The organism is Actinomycetospora atypica, from assembly GCF_042653685.1.
GTDB lineage: Bacteria > Actinomycetota > Actinomycetes > Mycobacteriales > Pseudonocardiaceae > Actinomycetospora > Actinomycetospora atypica.
Genome location: NZ_JBHSIV010000024.1, coordinates 1 through 16,428, shown reverse-complemented (window position 1 = coordinate 16,428; position 16,428 = coordinate 1). Strand labels below are relative to the sequence as shown.

The following is a 16,428-nucleotide window of genomic DNA, read 5'->3' as shown; positions in this document are numbered from 1 at the left end:
GCTACATGCCCGCCTTGTGGCGAGTGACCTCGAACGGCTCGTCGTCCGGTATGGACTTGCCGGTGAAGAACTCCGCCGCCCGGCGCACCATCCGCCGGAACCCGTCCCGGTCGGACTGCGCGATGGCCTGACGTCGCCAGTTCTCCAACGTCGAGTGCACCGGCGTCACGTCGTACTCGGTCTTGGCGCGATCCAGGGCCTCCCAATAGGCCTGGTCGAACGCGGGACGATCCTCGGGCAGCAACGCCGCGCGGATCGTCGCCGGTGAAGCGCCCTCGGCCAGGGAACCGCTGGCGGGGCGGGTCGAGGGGGAGGCCGTCACAGTGCGACGGTAGCGGCTCGCGCCGACAACGAAGGGCACTTCCGTCGAGGTGCTGCTGGTTGGCTCTGGAAGAGGGGGTTCGTTCGGGCAATCTGACATAATGTCGATTATCGGATGACGGAGCAGGGTCGAGAGGGGCTCGTCGTCGGCCGACCGGCACGTCAGGCAGCCGCTGAACGCCCCGAGCCTGCCCCGTGTGCCTGTCGAGCCTCGATGATCCGACGACTCCGCCGGTGGCGACCGGCACGTGCGGCAGGTCGACGACGCTCGGGGCCTGGCTGGCGTGCCTCTCGAGCGCGCCCCGTGTTGGCCGCACCAACACGTTCGTCTAGTGTTGGCGTCACCAACACCGAAGGGCGGCCGTTGCCCACCTCCTGGTCCGACCTCGACACCACCGCCCTGGCCCGCGCCGCCGCGCACGCCCAGCATGTCCTGCAGCGCCGCCTGGCCGAGGCCGGGTCCAGTCCGTTCGAGTACCGGGTCCTCGCGGTGCTCGCCGGGATCGAGCACCGCACGCAGGCCGACCTCGGCCGGGCCGCGGGCCTCGACCGCAGCGACGTCACCGCCACCGTCCGGACCCTCGACGGGAAGGGCCTCGTCACGCGGCGCCCGGACCCCGACCACGCGAAGCGGGTCCTCGTCGCCCTCTCCCCCGCCGGCGTCGCCGCCCACTCCGACCTCGCCATCGTCGTGCACGAGGCGCAGGCCGAGGTGTTCACCGCACTCGAGAAGGCCGAGCGCCACCAGCTGGTCGCCCTGCTCCGCCGAATCTGACTTGCGTTCGAGTGCGCTCCAACTCCTAGCGTGGCCGCCATGAGTCTTCCGCACACCACCCTCGGCGACGGCCTCGACGTCAGCGCGCTCGGCTTCGGCGGCATGGCGCTCTCCGACGTCTACGGCACCACCGATCCCGACGAGGCCGTGCGCACCCTGCACGCCGCGCTCGACGCGGGCGTCACGTTCGTCGACACCGCCGACGTCTACGGCACGCCCCGCGAGGGCACCACCGGCCCGTCGGGCACCAACGAGGAGCTGATCGCGCGCGTCCTCGCCGACCGGCGCGACGAGGTGCAGCTCGCCACCAAGTTCGGGATCACCGGCGCGGTGGGCCAGGGCACGCCGACCCGGGGCGACCGCGACTACGTCCGGCAGGCCTGCGAGAACTCGCTGCGCCGCCTCGGCGTCGACACGATCGACCTCTACTACATGCACCGCCGCCAGCTCGACCTGCCGATCACCGAGACGGTCGCGGCGATGGGCGAGCTCGTCGCCGAGGGCAAGGTGCGCCACCTCGGGCTCTCGGAGGTCACGGCCACCGAGCTGACCGAGGCGAGCGCGGTCCACCCGATCGCCGCGGTGCAGAGCGAGTGGAGCATCTGGTCGCGCGACGTCGAGGCCACCGTGGTGCCCAGAGCGGCGCAGCTCGGCGTCGGCTTCGTGCCCTACAGCCCGCTCGGGCGTGGGTTCCTCACCGGGACGATCACCGCGGAGCGGGTCGCGGACACGATGCTGAGCAAGCAGCCGCGCTTCGCCGAGCACTTCGACGCCAACCAGAGGGTCGTCGAGGTGGTCCGCGAGGTGGCCGGGGAGCTCGACGCCACGGCCGCGCAGGTCGCCCTCGCCTGGGTCTACGCCCAGGGCGCCGCGTTCGGCGTCCCCACGGTCCCGATCCCCGGCACCCGCTCGGCGAAGCGCGTCGTCGAGAACGCCGGCGCGGTGTCGCTGACGCTCACCGGGGAGCAGAAGAGCCGGCTCGACGCCGCGGCCGAGCTGGTGCAGGGCGGCCGCAACTTCTCGTTCGCCTCCGACGACTGGATCTCCTCCGGCCGGGAATGATCTCCCCGTGGAGACGAGGCACATCGCGCTGGGCGATCTCGACGTCGCGTACCTGACGACGGGCCCCGAGGACGGGACGGTGGCGCTGCTGCTGCACGGCTACCCCGACACGCCGTGGTCGTGGCGCCACCTCGCGCCCGTGCTCGCCGGACGCGGGTACCGGGTGGTCGCGCCGTTCCTGCGCGGCTACGCCCCCACCGGCCTCGCGCCCGACGGCTGCTACCAGCCGGGGGCGCTCGTGGCCGACGCGGTCGCCCTGCGCCGGGCCCTCGGCGACCACCGGCCGGCCCTGCTCGTGGGGCACGACTGGGGGGCGCTCGCCGCCTACGGCGCCGCCGTCCACGCGCCCGCCCTGTGGGACCGGGTGGTGACGATGGCGGTGCCGCCCCTGGCGACCGTGGCGCGCCTGCGCGACCCGCTCCTCGTCGGGAAGCAGCTGCGCGCCAGCTGGTACATGGGCTTCCAGCAGCTCCCGTGGCTCTCCGAGTGGGCCCTCCCCCGGCTCGTCCCGCGCCTGTGGGCCGACTGGTCGCCCGGGTACGACGCCCGCGAGGACGTCGCCCGGGTGCTCGCGGCCCTTCCCGACGAGGCCCGCCGCGCGGCCGCCCTGGGCTACTACCGGTCGTGGGCCCAGCCGTGGCGCCGGCTCCCCCGCTACCGCCGCGAGGAGCGCGCCGTGTACGGCCTGCCCACCCACCCGCTGCTCTACCTGTTCGGGGCCGACGACGGCTGCGTCCGGCCGGAGGCGAGCCGGCTCGCGGCGGGGCTCTGCGAGACCGTCGAGGTGCCCGGGGCGGGCCACTTCCTCGCCGTCGAGCGGCCCGACGCGGTGGCCGCGGCCGTGACCGCCTTCCTGGACCGGGAGAGCCTCGACGCGTGAGCTACAGCGCGTCGAACCCGGCGACGAGCCAGCGGTCCTCGTCGTCGGGCGCCAGGGCCACCCGGGCGCCGCGCGCCTCCCGCGTCCCGGTCGGGTCGCCCTCGCGGCGGGTGACCTGGGTGTACAGGACGAGGGTCTCCACCCGGTCCGGGGCGGCCGACAGCACGGCCACGCGCTCGACCGTCGCGGCCGAGGACGCGCGAGTCTCCAGTGCCGCCGGCACGACGAGGCTCGCCACGATGGCCCGGTTCTGGGCGGCGAACGGGCCGGTCGTGGCGGCGTCGATGCGGGTGGTGTCGGCGTCGAGGGTGCGCCAGTCGTAGGTGAGCAGGACCGGGGTGAGCTCCTGCGCCGCCCGCGTGGCCGCCGTCGCGGCCGCGTCGCTCTGCTGCGCGACGACGAGACGCCGGCCGAGCACCCCGACCGTGACCGCCAGGGCCAGCACGACGAGGCCCAGCGCGACGAGCACCGCCCGCTGCCGCACCGCGCTCAGAGCTCCACCACGTCGGCGACCAGCCACCGGTCGTCGGCGTGGACCAGGGCGACCTCGACCCGGTAGGTCCGCGGCACGGTCCCCCCGGCGACGAGGCCGACCGCCAGCACCCGGGCCGCGTCCCCGTCGAGGGACTCGAGGCCCGCGGTGCGCACCACGCTCGTCGTCGGGCGGGCGCCTCGGAGGTCACCGAGCCGCTCGCGCCAGGCGCCGGTCGCCCCGTCGGCGGCGCGGGCACGCCCGGCCGGGTCCGGGGCCCCGAGCGCGTCGAGGTGCGTCCGGGCGGCGGTCACGGCCGCGACCCGGTCGTCGTCCCGGCCCGCCCCGCGGGCCGTGAGGACCCCGAGCACGACCGCCGCCACGAGCAGGACCGCGCCGAGTGCTGACAGGGCGCGCGGGACGGGGCGACGGAAGATCATGGCGGGCGGGAGCCTAGTGGGCCCGATTCGTCGGGGTCGTCGTCGCGCCACGGCGCGCAGACCAGTGACACGCCGCTTAGAGACCCCGTTCAGCCGTTCAAGATACCACCGAATGGGCTAGTCATACACTCCATCCGGCCTGCTCTGACCTCGCTGCGACGGGCGAGTGGTGCCGTTCGCCGACGCTGGGCGACCGGTGACGGCGCCGTCCGGCGTGTCGCTGCCCTGCCTTCGGACCACTGGTGCGACCCCATGTGCCGCCGGTCGACCCGGCCTTCCGGACCCCTCCCTCGTCGGTCACGGTGGGATCACACGACGGCGTGGAGCGAGACCGGGCAGGGGGACGCCGTTCGGGTCCGGTCCGCGACGTGGGGTGATGATCGCGCCGTCCCGGATCCGGTCCGGAGCGGCGATCGCGGGGGGTCGGGGCACGGGGTGGACGGACGAGTGGATCAGCGGGACGGGCGGGGCGACGCGGTCGCGCCGTGGAGCACGCGGTGACGTCACAGTCGCTCGGCCCGCGCGACGCGGCGGGTGCGGCCCACGCGTTCCTCGTCCGGCACGACGAGCACCTCCAGCCGCGCGCCGCCGTCCTCGGCCACGCGTACGGCGCCCCGGGGCACGACGTCTTCCTCCTCACCCGCGCAGCCATGGTCGACCGGTGGCCCGAGCTGGGGAACGCCACCGAGCACGTGCGGACCGTGGAGCTGGACCTCCTGCTCGCCCGGACCGCACGCAGCCTCGGCGGGCACGCGACGCCGCCCGGCCACCGGCCCCGCCCGGCTGTGCCACCGACTCCGCGGTCGGTGCTGCTCGCCCGGGGCCTCGAGCCCGGCTGGCGCCGGCCCGACCCCTGGCGGCTGCTGGCCGCGCCCGCCGCCCGACCTCTGCGGGCGCTCGTGCACCTCGACCCGCTCGCCCGCGACCTCGCGGTGCTGCGCTGGCTCGAGGTGCCGCACCCCGACGCCGCCGCCGAGCTCGGCCTGCCGGGCGCCGGCCTCGCCGCCCGGCTCGACGACGCGATGCGCCAGTGGGCGGCCGTGGTCGAGGCCGCCGAGCAGGGACACGGCACGGGCGGACCGGGGCCCGGCCGGTGAGCGGCGACCCGGTCGGCACCGACTCCCGCGAGCTCGACCGCCTCGTCGCGGGTGCCCTCGCGGGCGAGCGCGGCGCCATGGACACGCTGCTGCGCATCCTGCGGCCGCTCGTCGTCCGCTACTGCCGCAGCCGGCTCGGCGGGTACGACCGCGTCAACGCCACCCCCGACGACGTCGCCCAGGAGGTGTGCCTGGCCGTCCTGCGCGCCCTGCCCACCTACCAGGACCAGGGCCGGCCGTTCCTCGCGTTCGTCTACGGCATCGCCCAGCACAAGGTCGTCGACGCCCACCGCTCCGCCGGGCGCGACCGGTCCGACCCGGTCGACGAGCTGCCCGAGGAGCAGGACGTCCGCGACGGGCCGGAGCAGCACGCGCTCAACCTGTCCGACTCCCACGACATGGCGGCCCTGCTGGCCGAGCTGCCGGAGAAGCAGCGCGAGGTGCTGCGCCTGCGCGTCGTCGTCGGGCTCTCCGCGGAGGAGACCGCGGAGGCCGTCGGCTCCACCGCGGGCGCCGTGCGCGTCGCCCAGCACCGGGCCCTGACGCGGCTGCGTCAGCTCATCGTGGAGCGCGGCGGGGACGGTGCCCCGGCGCCGGAGGAGTCCGCGCCGCCCGGGTCGCGCCGCCGCAGCGGGTCGCGCGGACCCCGCCGGACCCGCACCGCCGAGCCGTCGGAGCCGGAGCTGCCGGAGGCGGGGATGCCGGAGGCGGAGGTGGCGGAGACGGCGGTGGCGGTGCCGCCGCCCGTCGAGGATCCGTCCCCCACCGGGCCGGTGGCCGTCGGCGGCGCCTGGCAGGAGGCGCCGCGGACCGGCATCGTCGTGCTCGACCGCCTGCTGCAGGCCGCGGACACCCACGTGGCGCAGGCGGCCGCGCAGGCGCCCGCGGCGGCCCGGCCGATGCGGATGGCCGACCCGGGCGCTCGTCAGGACGTGCTGGCCGCCGAGGACGCCGCCATGGCGGCCGCCGCTCGGCGGTTCCGCAGCCGGTAGGTCCCGGGGATCCGGAGGTCCCCGGGGCTCAGTAGGCCGGGCGCAGCGGGAAGCCGGACTGGCCGCGGTCGTCGAGCTTGACGCCCAGGACCTGGTGGAGCTGGATGTTGTTGAGGTCGAAGCCCACCGCGCACGCCGGCATGTAGAGCTTCCACACCCGCGCGCGGCCCTCCCCCGCCTCGGCGACGCACTCGTCCCAGTTCGCCTCGAGGTTGGCGCTCCAGGCCTTGAGGGTCTTCGAGTAGTGCTCGCGCAGGTTCTCCTCGTGCCGGATCTCGAACCCGGCGGCGTTCATCCGGCTCACGAGGTGCCCGATCGGCAGGAGCTCGCCGTCGGGGAAGACGTACCGGTCGATGAACGGGTCGGCGTGCGCGCGGTGGTGGTCGTCGGGGCGGGTGATGCAGTGGTTGAGCAGCCGCCCGCCCGGGCGCAGCTTCGAGTACAGGAACGAGAAGTACGTCCGGAGCTGGCTGCGGCCGATGTGCTCGGTGAGGCCGATCGAGCTGACGGCGTCGAACCCGGTCTCGGTGACGTCGCGGTAGTCGGCGTGCCGGATCTCGACGAGGTCGGACAGGCCGCGGCGCGCGACCTCCTTCTGGGCCCAGAGCGCCTGGTCGCGCGAGAGCGTGACGCCGAGGACCTGGACGCCGTGGTGCTCGGCCGCGTGCATCGACATCTGGCCCCAGCCGCAGCCCACGTCGAGCATCCGCATCCCGGGCTTCAGCGCAAGCTTGTCGGCGACGAGCGCGTGCTTGGCGAACTGCGCCTCCTCGAGCGAGGAGGTCTCGTCGGGGTAGGCGGCGCACGTGTAGGCCATCGACGGGCCGAGCACCAGCTCGTAGAACCGGTTGGAGACGTCGTAGTGGTGGGCGATGGCCTCGGCGTCGCGCGACTTCGAGTGCATCAGGCCGCGCTGGCGGTGCTCCTCGGGCGGCGGCCCGAGGCGACGGTGGCGCAGCCGGATCGGCGCGAGGCGCAGCGCCATCGTGGCGAGGGTGGCGGGCGAGACGTCGGAGATCGCCAGCTCGCTCACGGCGGTCAGCGCGTCGTAGAGGTCGCCGTCCACGTCGAGGTGACCGGAGACGAAGGCGCGGGCCAGGCCGAGGGAGTTCGGCGAGCCGGCGAGGTAGGCCAGCGCGGTCTCGCTGCGGACGTCGACCGTGGCGGTCGGCGTGCCGGTGGCGGGCTCGGAGACGCTGCCGTCGTAGGCGCGGACGGTGATCGGGGCGTCGGCGCCCAGCACCGGGCGGAACAGTTCCGCGACTGATGCGTCCAACATGGCTCTCCCTACGAATTCGTGACGCACTTGGTGTAGAGGTCCGGCAGGCGGCCCGCGGGGTCGTAGCGCGCCTTGAGCCGGCGGTAGTGCTCGCCGCCGTACAGGGCGTCGAACTCCTCCCGGGTGTAGCTCGCCGTGGAGTACAGCGACTTGTGCCCGTCGAGCTCCATGAGCTTCAGCTCGATGAGCCGGTTGTGATGGTCGCGCGCCATCCCGGGCTGCAGGAGGGCGTCCGACCAGAAGCCGACGTTGACGTAGGTCGTGTCGGGCTCGAGGGGGTAGAGCGGCCAGGTGTGGCCGGGGTGGGCGGGGTCGGGGCGCAGCCGCAGCGGGCAGACCCAGACCGGGGTGATGCCGATCTCGCGGTGGAAGAAGTCGAGGAACTCCGCCAGGCGCGTCACCGGGACCTCGACGTCCTGGATGATCGGCTCGACACCCGCGGCCCCGGTGGCCCGGGTCTGGAGCCGCTCGGAGAACCCGTAGCGCCGGTCGAGCGCGACGAGGCGACGGTAGACGTCCGAACGCCGGTAGCGCGACGGCCAGACGCGGCGCACGAGCGGGTTCTGCACGCCGAGGGCCCGCGAGCACCAGAACCAGTCGGTGTCCCAGCGCCACAGGTAGTCCGAGATCGCGAGGAAGTCGTACGCGCGCTGCTGGACCGAGCGGTAGTAGATGCCCTGGCCGGTGTAGTCGGACAGGTAGGGCGCCTCGTCGACCATCCGGCCGAGGGTCAGGTACTGCTCCCCCGCCGAGAAGACGGTGCCGTCGACGAAGTCGACCGGCTCCCCCTCGTAGGCGCGGTCGGCCGAGATCCGCGCGGTCGCCTCCGCGAGCGACACGGCATCGTCGAACCGGAGGTGGCGGAGCGCGACGAACGGCTTGACCGGTGCCAGCTCGATCCGCAGCGCGACGGCGTAACCGAGGGTGCCGTAGGAGTTGGCGAGCCCGTCGAGGAGGTCGGCGGCCTCGTTGTCCCGGGTGGCGTGGACGATCTCGCCGGCGCCGGTGAGGACGTCGGCCGAGATCACCGACTCGTGGGGCAGGCCGTCGCGGAACGAGCTCGACTCGATCCCGAGGCCCACCACGGCGCCCCCGAGGGTGATGGTGCGCAGCTGCGGGACCACGAGCGGCATCAGCCCGTGCGGCAGGGTCGCGGCGACCAGGTCCTCGTAGGTCGTCATGCCGCCGACGTCGGCCGTGCGGGCCTCGGCGTCGACGTGCAGGACGCGATCGAGCCCGTCGACCTCGAGACCGCCCGCCCCGTCGCGGAAACGGAAGAGGTTGGAGGTCTTCTTGTGCAGCCGCACCGGGGCATCCGGAGGGAGGGCCGCGAGTCGCTCGCGCGCCGCCGCCACCGCCCGGTCGTGCGCCGTCGCCGTCGTACTCCCCGTCGTTACGTCCGCCCCGGCCACGGCACCGGAGACTATGCCTGCTCCTGATCAGGAGCACGGGGGTTGACAGTGGGATCCTTCACGGTGGCGATACGGGGAGGATGAGTGACGTGGGAGAGCTCCGGACCTATCGGGACAAACGGGACCCCGACCGCACGCCCGAGCCGTTCGGGGAGGTCGGCGGGCAGGACACCGACGCCGGCGGGCGTTTCGTGGTCCAGGAGCACCACGCGCGTCGGCTGCACTACGACGTCCGGCTCGAGCGCGGGGGCGTCCTGGTGTGCTGGGCGGTGCCCAAGGGGCTCCCCGAGGGCCCCGGGGCGCCACGCCTCGCGGTGCACACCGAGGACCACCCGATCGAGTACCTCGACTTCCACGGCGAGATCCCGGCCGGCGAGTACGGCGGCGGGTCGATGACGATCTGGGACTCCGGCACCTACGAGACCGAGAAGTGGTCCGACGACGAGGTCGCCGTGACGCTGCGCGGGGAGAAGGTCGACGGCCGGTTCGTGTTCTTCCGGCCGGCCCGCGGTGAGGACGCGAAGGACTGGCTGGTCACCCGCCGCAGCGAGGAGCCCCGTCCGGCCCGGCGCGACGTCCAGTCCCCCCGGGTGACGGTCGGCGGGCGGGCCCTGAAGCTCTCCAACCTCGACAAGCTGCTCTACCCGGCCACCCCGAAGAGCGGCGTGATCGACTACTACGCGCGGGTGACCGACACGGTCCTGCCCCACCTCGCCGGCCGCCCGCTCACGCTGCGCCGCTTCCCCGACGGGGTCGAGGGCGAGTCGTTCTACGAGAAGAACGCCGGGCGCAACGCGCCCGACTGGCTGCGGACGGTCGTCGTGCCCACCCCCGGGTCGTCGCGGGGCGCGTCGTCGGCGGCGTTCCTGGTGGTCGAGGAGCTCGCCACCCTGGTGTACCTGGCCAACCTCGCGGTGCTCGAGCTGCACGTGCCCCAGTGGCGCGTCGACGCCGACGACGCCGTGCTCCCGCCGGACGAGCTGGTGTTCGACCTCGACCCCGGCCCGGAGACCGGCCTGCGGGAGTGCAGCGCGGTCGCCGGGCGGATCCGGGCCCGGCTCGCCGACGACGGGGTGCGCGCCGTGGTGAAGACCAGCGGGTCGAAGGGCATGCAGATGACCGCGCCCGTCGTCGTCGACGACCCCGCCGCGACCTCGCGGTACGCGAAGGCGATCGCCGAGGAGCTGGCCCGCGAGACCCCCGACATCGTCACCGCCGTGATGGCGAAGGACCGCCGCCGCGGGAAGGTGTTCGTCGACTGGAGCCAGAACAACACCGCCAAGACCACCGTGGCGCCCTACTCGCTGCGGGCGCGCTCGGTCGGCGGGGAGCCGACCGTGTCCACGCCGCTGACGTGGGACGAGGTCGCGGCGTGCGCGCAGGGCGACACCCCCGTCGAGGAGCTCGTGTTCTCCCCGACCGCGGTGCTCGACCGGATCGACGAGCACGGCGACCTCTACGCGGGCGCTCTCGGCGACGGCACGGAGCTGCCGGGTTAGAGGAGCCCGCCGACGGTGTTTGTCAGGCCGCCGACCACTCCTCCCGCGGCTCTCCCGACCGCGGGCAGCAGACCGTCCGAGCCGGAGGACGAGGGCTTCGAGGGTCCCGACGACGAGGCCGGGGGCTTCGCGGGGGCCGGTGCCGGCTTCGGGGCGGTGCGGGGCCCGTCGTCGCCGCCGTCGTCGCCACCGGTGGTGGTCGTCGGCTTCGGCTTCGGGGTCGTGGTGGACGTCCCGGCCAGCGGCTTCGCCGGCGCGGTGGTCGTCGAGGTGGCGGCGGGCACGCCGGGCCGCACGACCGCGGCGGGCTGCGGGGCCGGCACGACGGGACCCGGCACGACCGCTCCGGCCCCGCCGGGCACGCCGGCGGGTGCCTCGAGGACACCGCCGGTGGACGGGTCGCTGCCGGGAGCCGCGGGCACGGTGCGGGTGCCGCCCTGGGTCGCGCCGCCCTGGGCCGCGCCGCCCGACTCGAGCGGACCGGGGGCGCCGGCGGTGAAGGTGTTGACGGTCGGCAGCGGGTCGTCCGAGCGGTCGGCGGCCACCGAGGAGATGGCGAGGGGCACCGCGCCGACGGCGGCGGCGACCGAGACGACCGCGACGCCCCAGCCCTTGAGGCGGTGCGCCGGTTCCGGGGCCGCGCGACGGCGGTGGCGGGACGGGGAGGGGGTGGCGATGGTGACGGTCTCGACGCTCTCCCCGGCCTCGCCGAGGTGGCGCTGCGCCCAGGACGGGAGTCCGGTCCCCCCGACCGACTCCCCCGCGCGGTGACCGTGCCGCGATCGCGCCATCCGCCCCCCAGTGAGTCGATCGACTGTTTGCCCCGCCGAACACTACTCCATGTGTACGTATGTGCCCAAGGTGGCTACGGAGTGACGTATGATCATCGTTTTCCTCCCGTGACCGTGTCGTGTCCTCACTACCGAGCGGTTCCACGACAGGACCGGTTCACCCGGACGGCCCTCGTCGCACTCACATGGACCATCGCCGGTCGCCCACGGGACACCCGGCCGTCGGCGGTCTGCGGCACACTGCGGGCCGTGATCCCGGCCGTCCGTTCGCACCCGTACCTCGCCGCCCGCCGCCCGCGGGCCTTCGCGCACCGGGGCTGGCACGTCGGGGAGACCGAGGGGCTCGAGAACACGGTGGCCGCCTTCGTGCGGGCCGGGCAGGAGGGCTACTCCTACGTCGAGACCGACGTGCACGCCACCCGCGACGGCGTCCTCGTCGTCCACCACGACGCGACCCTGCGCCGCGTCGCCGGGCACCCCGGGGTCCTGCGCGCCCTCGACTGGGCCGACCTCGCCGACGTCCGGGTGCGCGGCCGGGAGAGGCTGCCCCGCCTCGAGGAGGCCCTGGAGGCGGTCCCCGGGATGCGGTTCAACGTCGACCTCAAGTCCCCCGGCTCGCTGCGCCCGATGCTCGCGCTGCTCGAGCGCGACGACGTCGCGCAGCGGGTGGCCGTCGCGAGCACCGAGGAGGGCCGGCTGCGCGCGGTGCGGCAGCGCTTCGGCGACCGGGTGGTCACCGGGGTGGCGGCCCGCTCCGCGCTCTCGCTGCGCACCCGCTCGCTGCTGCCCGGCCCGCTGGCCCGGCGGGTCCCGGTCGGCGGCGACCTCGCGCAGCTGCCGACCCACGTCGGGGCCCTGCCGGTGGTCGACGCCGCCAGCCTGCGGGCCGCCCACGCCCTGGGCATCGAGGTGCACGTGTGGACCGTCGACCGCGCCTCGGAGATGCACCGCCTGCTCGACCTCGGCGTCGACGGGCTGATGACCGACCGGCCCGACGTGCTGCGCGACGTGCTGGTGGTGCGCGACGAGTGGGACTCACCATCCCCTGGCGTGTGACCTCCCCCGCCGCCGGGTAACACAGCGGTGAACACGGCGATGTGTGCCGGGGGCCCGGGAACCCCTACGGCCCACCCCGTCGTGAGACGGGTCACGACCACGTGTCCGGCGGATGTCCCGGGAACGAACAGCCTCCGCCCGACGTTGGGACCCGGAGTGCCGCCTCACGAGGGCGTCACGCACGCAGTCGAGGAAAGGACAGCACCCATGGCCGACCGCGTCCTCCGTGGCAGTCGTCTCGGAGCCGTCAGCTACGAGACCGACCGGGACCACGACCTCGCTCCGCGTCGCGCCTTCGCCTACCGCTGCCCCAAGGGCCACGATTTCGAGGTCCCCTTCTCCGACGACGCGGAGGCCCCCGTCACCTGGGAGTGCCGCCTCCACGGCGAGGAGGGCAAGCGGATCGACGGGACCGAGCCGGAGGCGAAGAAGACCAAGCCGCCGCGCACCCACTGGGACATGCTGCTCGAGCGCCGTTCGGTGCCCGAGCTCGAGGAGCTCCTCGACGAGCGCCTCGGCCTGCTGAAGGAGCGCCGCTCCGAGAGCGCGTGAGACACCACGTCGAACCCCGTCACCGTCCGGTGGCGGGGTTCTTCCGTATCTGCAGGCCCCGCAGCCGGTCCCGCACCGCCCACACCGTGATCCGCCACAGCGCCTCGCGGACCACCGCGCCGCTCATCTTCGAGGCGCCGGCCGACCGCTCGGTGAACCTGATCGGCACCTCGCGCACGGCGTGGCCCGCGCGCTGCACCCGGAACGCCAGGTCGACCTGGAAGCAGTAGCCCTGCGACGACACCGGGGTCGCGGTGATCTCCTCGAGCACCGCGCGGCGGAACAGCCGGAAGCCGCCGGTCACGTCGCGGATCGGCAGGCGCAGGGCGCGCCGGGAGTAGACGTTCGCCGAGCGCGACAGGGCGTTGCGGTACCAGGGCCAGTCGACGACCTCCCCGCCCGGCACGTACCGCGACCCCAGGACCAGGCCCACGTCGTCGGCCCGCGCGGCCGCGAGCAGGGCGGGCAGGTCCTCGGGGGCGTGCGACCCGTCGGCGTCCATCTGCACCACCCAGCCGACGTCGTCCGCGTGGTGGGTGGCCACGACGTGGGCGAACGCGTCGACGTACGCGGCGCCGAGCCCCCGCTTCGGGCGGTGGTGCAGCACGGCGACCCGACCGTCCTCGCTCGCGAGCTCGTCGGCCAGCTCCCCCGTGCCGTCGGGGCTGCCGTCGTCGACCACCAGCACCCGGACCCCCGGGACCGTGGCGAGGATGCGTGCGACGAGCCCCGGGAGGTTCTCCCGTTCGTCGTAGGTGGGCACGACGACGAGGACCCCGCTCCCGTCCGTGGCGGGTACCGCTCCCCCGGTCTCCACCACGCCCTGCTCCCCTGCCGTCACGCGTTCTCCCCCCGTCGTCGTCGCACCGCCGCCACCCCTACCGCGGCGACCCCCAGTGCGACGAGCACCCACTCCGGTCCCGCCCCCAGACGGGTCGCGAGGGTGGTCGTGGTGCGCAGTGGCACCCGGTCGACCAGCACCCCGGCGGTGTACAGCTCCCCGGTCCGGTCGAGCACCGTGCCGTCGGGGGCGATCACCGCGCTCTGCCCGCTCGTCGCGGCGATCACAACAGCCCGGTCGTGCTCCACCGCGCGCAGCCGGCTCATGCCCTGCTGCTGGTAGGTCATGTCCGTGTAGCCGAAGGTCGCGTTGTTCGTCGGGACCGTCAGCAGGTCGGCGCCCGCGTCGACGGCGTCGGCCACGTCGCCGTCGAACACCACCTCGTAGCAGGTCGCGACGCCGAGCCGGGCCGGTCCGGCGTCCAGCACCGGGTCGCCGGTGCCGGGCTCGAAGTCCACGACCCGCGCCACGTCGCCGGAGAACATCGAGGCGATCCCCCGGATCGGGATGTACTCCCCGAACGGCAGCAGGTGGCGCTTGACGTACTGGTCGGTGGGTCCGGCCTGCGGGGTCCAGACGACCGCGGCGTTGCGCGGGCCCTGCACCACCGCGGTGTTCTCGGGGTTCGTGGTACCGCGCAGGACCGCCCCGACGACCACCGGCACCCCGACCTCGTCGGTCACCGCCTGGATCTCCGCGCGGGCGTCGGCGTTGGCGAACGGGTCGATGTCCGAGGAGTTCTCGGGCCAGATCACGAGGTCGGGCCGCGGGGTCCGGCCGGCGGCGACTCCCGCCGCGAGCGCCCGCGTCTCCCGCACGTGGTTGTCGAGCACGGCCCGGCGCTGGCTCGCGAAGTCGAGGCCCGCCCGCGGCACGTTGCCCTGCACCGCCGCGACCGTGATCTCCCGGTCCCCCGGCTGCGCGGCCGGGTGCGCCGGGACCACCAGCCCGACGACCGGGCCCACCAGCACGGCGACCAGGCCGCCCGCGAGCGCCGCGGGCCGTCGTCGGGACCGGACGAGAGTCCACAGCCCGGCACCCGACAGGACCACCGCGAAGCTCACCAGCGGCGCCCCGCCGAGCGAGGCGAGCCTCGCGTACGCCCCGCCGGCCTGCCCGAACGCGAGCTTCGCCCACGGGAAGCCACCCCACGGCGCACGCTCGATCACGGCCTCCCCCGCGACCCACAGGCACGCCACCCACAGCGGCGCCCCGGGCAGCCGGGCCAGGAGCGGCACGAGCGCCATCGGGATCGCGACGGCGAGCACCACCACGGCGAGCGCGCCCAGCCACACCGCGCCGACGTAGGTCCCGGTCCACGACAGCAACGGGTACTGGAAGGCCACCGCGGCCAGCGCACCCCACCCGAGGGCGCCCTTCCACGACGTCCCCGCCACCACCGTGAGCAGCAGCGCGACCCCGAGCGGCGCCGCCCACCACCAGCCCAGCGGCGGGAAGCTGACGTAGAGCGCCAGCCCCGCGACGACCGCGGCCACCGCGCGGGCCGCTGTCGTCCCCCGCGACCGGGCGGGCGCCGTGGCCGGCCGCTCCCGCGGGTCGCGGGTCAGCACGACAGGAGCTCGTGAGGACGGGTGTTGACCGCCTCGCACCCGTCCTCGGTGACGACGACGATGTCCTCGATGCGGGCGCCCCAGCGGTCGGGGAAGTAGATGCCGGGCTCGATCGAGAACGCCATGCCCGGCTCCAGGGTCAGGGCGTTGCCGGCGACGATGTAGGGCTCCTCGTGCACCTCGAGCCCGATCCCGTGCCCGGTGCGGTGCACGAAGTACTCGCCGTAGCCCGCGTCGCGGATGATCGCGCGGGCGGCCTCGTCGACGCTCTCGGCAGTGGCGCCCGGGCGGGCCGCGTCGACCGCCGCGCGCTGGGCGCGCTGCAGGACGGCGTAGGCCTCGACGATCTCGTCGGTCGCGCCGCCGACCACGTAGGTGCGCGTGCAGTCGGAGTTGTAGCCCTCCGGGAGCGGCCCGCCGATGTCGACGACAACCACGTCGCCGGTCTCGATGACCCGGTCGGAGAGCTCGTGGTGCGGGCTCGCGCCGTTGGGGCCCGAGCCGACGATGACGAACGCGGCCTCGGTGTGCCCCGCCTCGACGATCGCGGCGGTGATGTCGGCCCCGACCTCGGCCTCGGTGCGCCCGGCCCGCAGCCACCCCGGCACCTGCTCGTGGACGGAGTCGATCGCGGCCCCGGCCCGGCGCAGGTACTCCACCTCGGCGGGGTCCTTGCGCATGCGGAGCTCGCGCAGCACCGGCGTGGCCAGCTCCTGCGTCGCCATCGGCAGGGCGTCGCGCAGGCCCAGGACGTGCAGCGCGGGCATGTCGGAGGCGACCGCCACCCGCTTCGCGCCGTCGAGGCAGGCCGCCACGAGGCCGTGCGGGTCCTCGCCGTCGACCCAGTCGAGCACCCGGATGCCGGCCAGGTCGACGCCGCTGCCGTCGAGCCCGGGCCGCTCGAGGCGCGGGACGACGAAGGCCGCCTCGTCCTGCGTCGGCAGGACCAGCGCCGAGAGCCGCTCGTGGGAGTGCTTGACCACCCCGGCGAGGTACTGCAGGTCGGGCCCCGGAGTGACCACGAGGGCGTCGACCCCGGCGTCCGCGGCCAGCCGGCGGGCGCGGTCGAGGCGGGCAGAGACCTGGTCGGCGAGCGAGGACCCCATGGGGAGCAGCCTACGGGCGGCCTAGGTAGATGCCCCCTGCCCGCCCGCCGCTCCGCGCGCCAGGGTGTCCCGCATGACGAACCCGTCCGGCGGTCCCGCCCCCTCCCCCACCGCCCTGCTCGACCGTCTCGACATCGAGCTCGCCGACCTCGGGGCCCGCCTCGCCCGCGTGCGCGACGACCTCGGGGGCCTGCGCGGCGCCCCGACCGCGACGCCCGCCCGGGAGCCGCTGCCGTCCGCTGTCCCGCCCGCCGCACCCCCGCGCCCCGCAGCGCCCCCGCC

16 protein-coding genes and 2 pseudogenes are annotated in these 16,428 nt (G+C 74.9%); 9 read left to right on the top strand and 9 right to left on the bottom strand.

Going from position 1 to position 16,428, the window contains the following annotated elements; all coding sequences use genetic code 11:
- Position 1 precedes the first annotated feature (1 nt).
- A complete protein-coding gene (locus tag ACFPBZ_RS19980) occupies positions 2-322 on the bottom strand; it encodes a DUF6247 family protein (RefSeq protein ID WP_378037856.1) in 321 nt (106 codons plus the stop codon).
- A 363-nt stretch (positions 323-685) separates the two neighbouring features.
- Here ACFPBZ_RS19980 and ACFPBZ_RS19975 point away from each other — a divergent pair, with 363 nt between their 5' ends.
- The 3 genes from ACFPBZ_RS19975 to ACFPBZ_RS19965 are packed head-to-tail and all read left to right on the top strand — an operon-like array spanning position 686 to position 3,038.
- Complete coding sequence (locus ACFPBZ_RS19975; RefSeq protein WP_378037855.1) at positions 686-1,096, top strand: MarR family winged helix-turn-helix transcriptional regulator; 411 nt, start codon at positions 686-688, stop codon at positions 1,094-1,096.
- Between the two features lie 39 nt (positions 1,097-1,135).
- A complete protein-coding gene (locus ACFPBZ_RS19970) occupies positions 1,136-2,158 on the top strand; it encodes an aldo/keto reductase (RefSeq protein WP_378037854.1) in 1,023 nt (340 codons plus the stop codon).
- A gap of 7 nt (positions 2,159-2,165) precedes the next feature.
- On the top strand, positions 2,166-3,038 hold the full coding sequence (locus ACFPBZ_RS19965; RefSeq protein WP_378037853.1) for an alpha/beta fold hydrolase: 873 nt from the start codon (positions 2,166-2,168) through the stop codon (positions 3,036-3,038).
- 1 nt (position 3,039) lies between these two features.
- Here the strand turns inward: ACFPBZ_RS19965 and ACFPBZ_RS19960 are convergent, their stop codons facing one another.
- Together ACFPBZ_RS19960 and ACFPBZ_RS19955 are read right to left on the bottom strand one after the other, a co-directional pair.
- Positions 3,040-3,522, bottom strand: a complete 483-nt coding sequence (locus ACFPBZ_RS19960; RefSeq protein WP_378037852.1) for a hypothetical protein — start codon at positions 3,520-3,522, stop codon at positions 3,040-3,042.
- Positions 3,523-3,527: 5 nt separating this feature from the next.
- Entirely contained in the window at positions 3,528-3,950 is a 423-nt protein-coding gene (locus ACFPBZ_RS19955) for a hypothetical protein (RefSeq protein ID WP_378037851.1), read from the bottom strand.
- A 497-nt stretch (positions 3,951-4,447) separates the two neighbouring features.
- On the opposite strand from ACFPBZ_RS19955, the gene ACFPBZ_RS19950 reads away from it, so the two are divergent.
- Together ACFPBZ_RS19950 and ACFPBZ_RS19945 are read left to right on the top strand one after the other, a co-directional pair.
- On the top strand, positions 4,448-5,047 hold the full coding sequence (locus tag ACFPBZ_RS19950; protein WP_378037850.1) for a hypothetical protein: 600 nt from the start codon (positions 4,448-4,450) through the stop codon (positions 5,045-5,047).
- Positions 5,044-5,610 (top strand): annotated as a pseudogene (locus tag ACFPBZ_RS19945) (sigma-70 family RNA polymerase sigma factor); the annotation flags it as partial. The gene ACFPBZ_RS19950 and the pseudogene ACFPBZ_RS19945, both read left to right, overlap by 4 nt.
- A 457-nt stretch (positions 5,611-6,067) precedes the next feature.
- Here ACFPBZ_RS19945 and ACFPBZ_RS19940 read toward each other — a convergent pair.
- Entirely contained in the window at positions 6,068-7,318 is a 1,251-nt protein-coding gene (locus ACFPBZ_RS19940) for a class I SAM-dependent methyltransferase (RefSeq protein ID WP_378037849.1), read from the bottom strand.
- An 8-nt stretch (positions 7,319-7,326) separates the two neighbouring features.
- Positions 7,327-8,730, bottom strand: coding sequence for an FAD-binding oxidoreductase (locus ACFPBZ_RS19935; RefSeq protein ID WP_378037848.1), 1,404 nt, complete (start codon positions 8,728-8,730; stop codon positions 7,327-7,329).
- A gap of 89 nt (positions 8,731-8,819) precedes the next feature.
- Here ACFPBZ_RS19935 and ligD point away from each other — a divergent pair, with 89 nt between their 5' ends.
- Entirely contained in the window at positions 8,820-10,229 is a 1,410-nt protein-coding gene (gene ligD, locus ACFPBZ_RS19930) for a non-homologous end-joining DNA ligase (RefSeq protein WP_378037847.1), read from the top strand.
- Here the strand turns inward: ligD and ACFPBZ_RS19925 are convergent.
- Positions 10,226-11,020 (bottom strand): hypothetical protein, encoded by a 795-nt coding sequence (locus ACFPBZ_RS19925; protein ID WP_378037846.1) that lies wholly within the window; start codon positions 11,018-11,020, stop codon positions 10,226-10,228. The two genes, ligD and ACFPBZ_RS19925, sit on opposite strands and share 4 nt — an antisense overlap.
- A gap of 249 nt (positions 11,021-11,269) precedes the next feature.
- Here ACFPBZ_RS19925 and ACFPBZ_RS19920 point away from each other — a divergent pair, with 249 nt between their 5' ends.
- Both ACFPBZ_RS19920 and ACFPBZ_RS19915 read left to right on the top strand, forming a co-directional pair.
- Positions 11,270-12,076, top strand: coding sequence for a glycerophosphodiester phosphodiesterase family protein (locus tag ACFPBZ_RS19920; protein ID WP_378037845.1), 807 nt, complete (start codon positions 11,270-11,272; stop codon positions 12,074-12,076).
- Between the two features lie 207 nt (positions 12,077-12,283).
- The gene (locus ACFPBZ_RS19915) at positions 12,284-12,628 is read left to right on the top strand and encodes an RNA polymerase-binding protein RbpA (RefSeq protein ID WP_378037844.1); all 345 of its coding nucleotides are present in this window, start codon (positions 12,284-12,286) and stop codon (positions 12,626-12,628) included.
- Positions 12,629-12,647: 19 nt separating this feature from the next.
- On the opposite strand, the gene ACFPBZ_RS19910 is transcribed toward ACFPBZ_RS19915, so the two are convergent.
- The 3 genes from ACFPBZ_RS19910 to ACFPBZ_RS19900 are packed head-to-tail and all read right to left on the bottom strand — an operon-like array spanning position 12,648 to position 16,146.
- Positions 12,648-13,445 carry a polyprenol monophosphomannose synthase gene (locus ACFPBZ_RS19910; RefSeq protein ID WP_378037953.1) on the bottom strand — a complete coding sequence of 266 codons (798 nt, stop codon included), beginning with the start codon at positions 13,443-13,445 and terminating at the stop codon, positions 12,648-12,650.
- A 20-nt stretch (positions 13,446-13,465) separates the two neighbouring features.
- On the bottom strand, positions 13,466-15,040 hold the full coding sequence (lnt, locus tag ACFPBZ_RS19905; protein ID WP_378037843.1) for an apolipoprotein N-acyltransferase: 1,575 nt from the start codon (positions 15,038-15,040) through the stop codon (positions 13,466-13,468).
- Positions 15,034-16,146 carry a M24 family metallopeptidase gene (locus ACFPBZ_RS19900; protein WP_378037842.1) on the bottom strand — a complete coding sequence of 371 codons (1,113 nt, stop codon included), beginning with the start codon at positions 16,144-16,146 and terminating at the stop codon, positions 15,034-15,036. The genes lnt and ACFPBZ_RS19900 overlap by 7 nt, the downstream gene beginning before the upstream one ends.
- A gap of 73 nt (positions 16,147-16,219) precedes the next feature.
- Between ACFPBZ_RS19900 and ACFPBZ_RS19895 the strand changes: the two are divergent.
- Positions 16,220-16,428: pseudogene (locus ACFPBZ_RS19895) on the top strand (hypothetical protein); the annotation flags it as partial.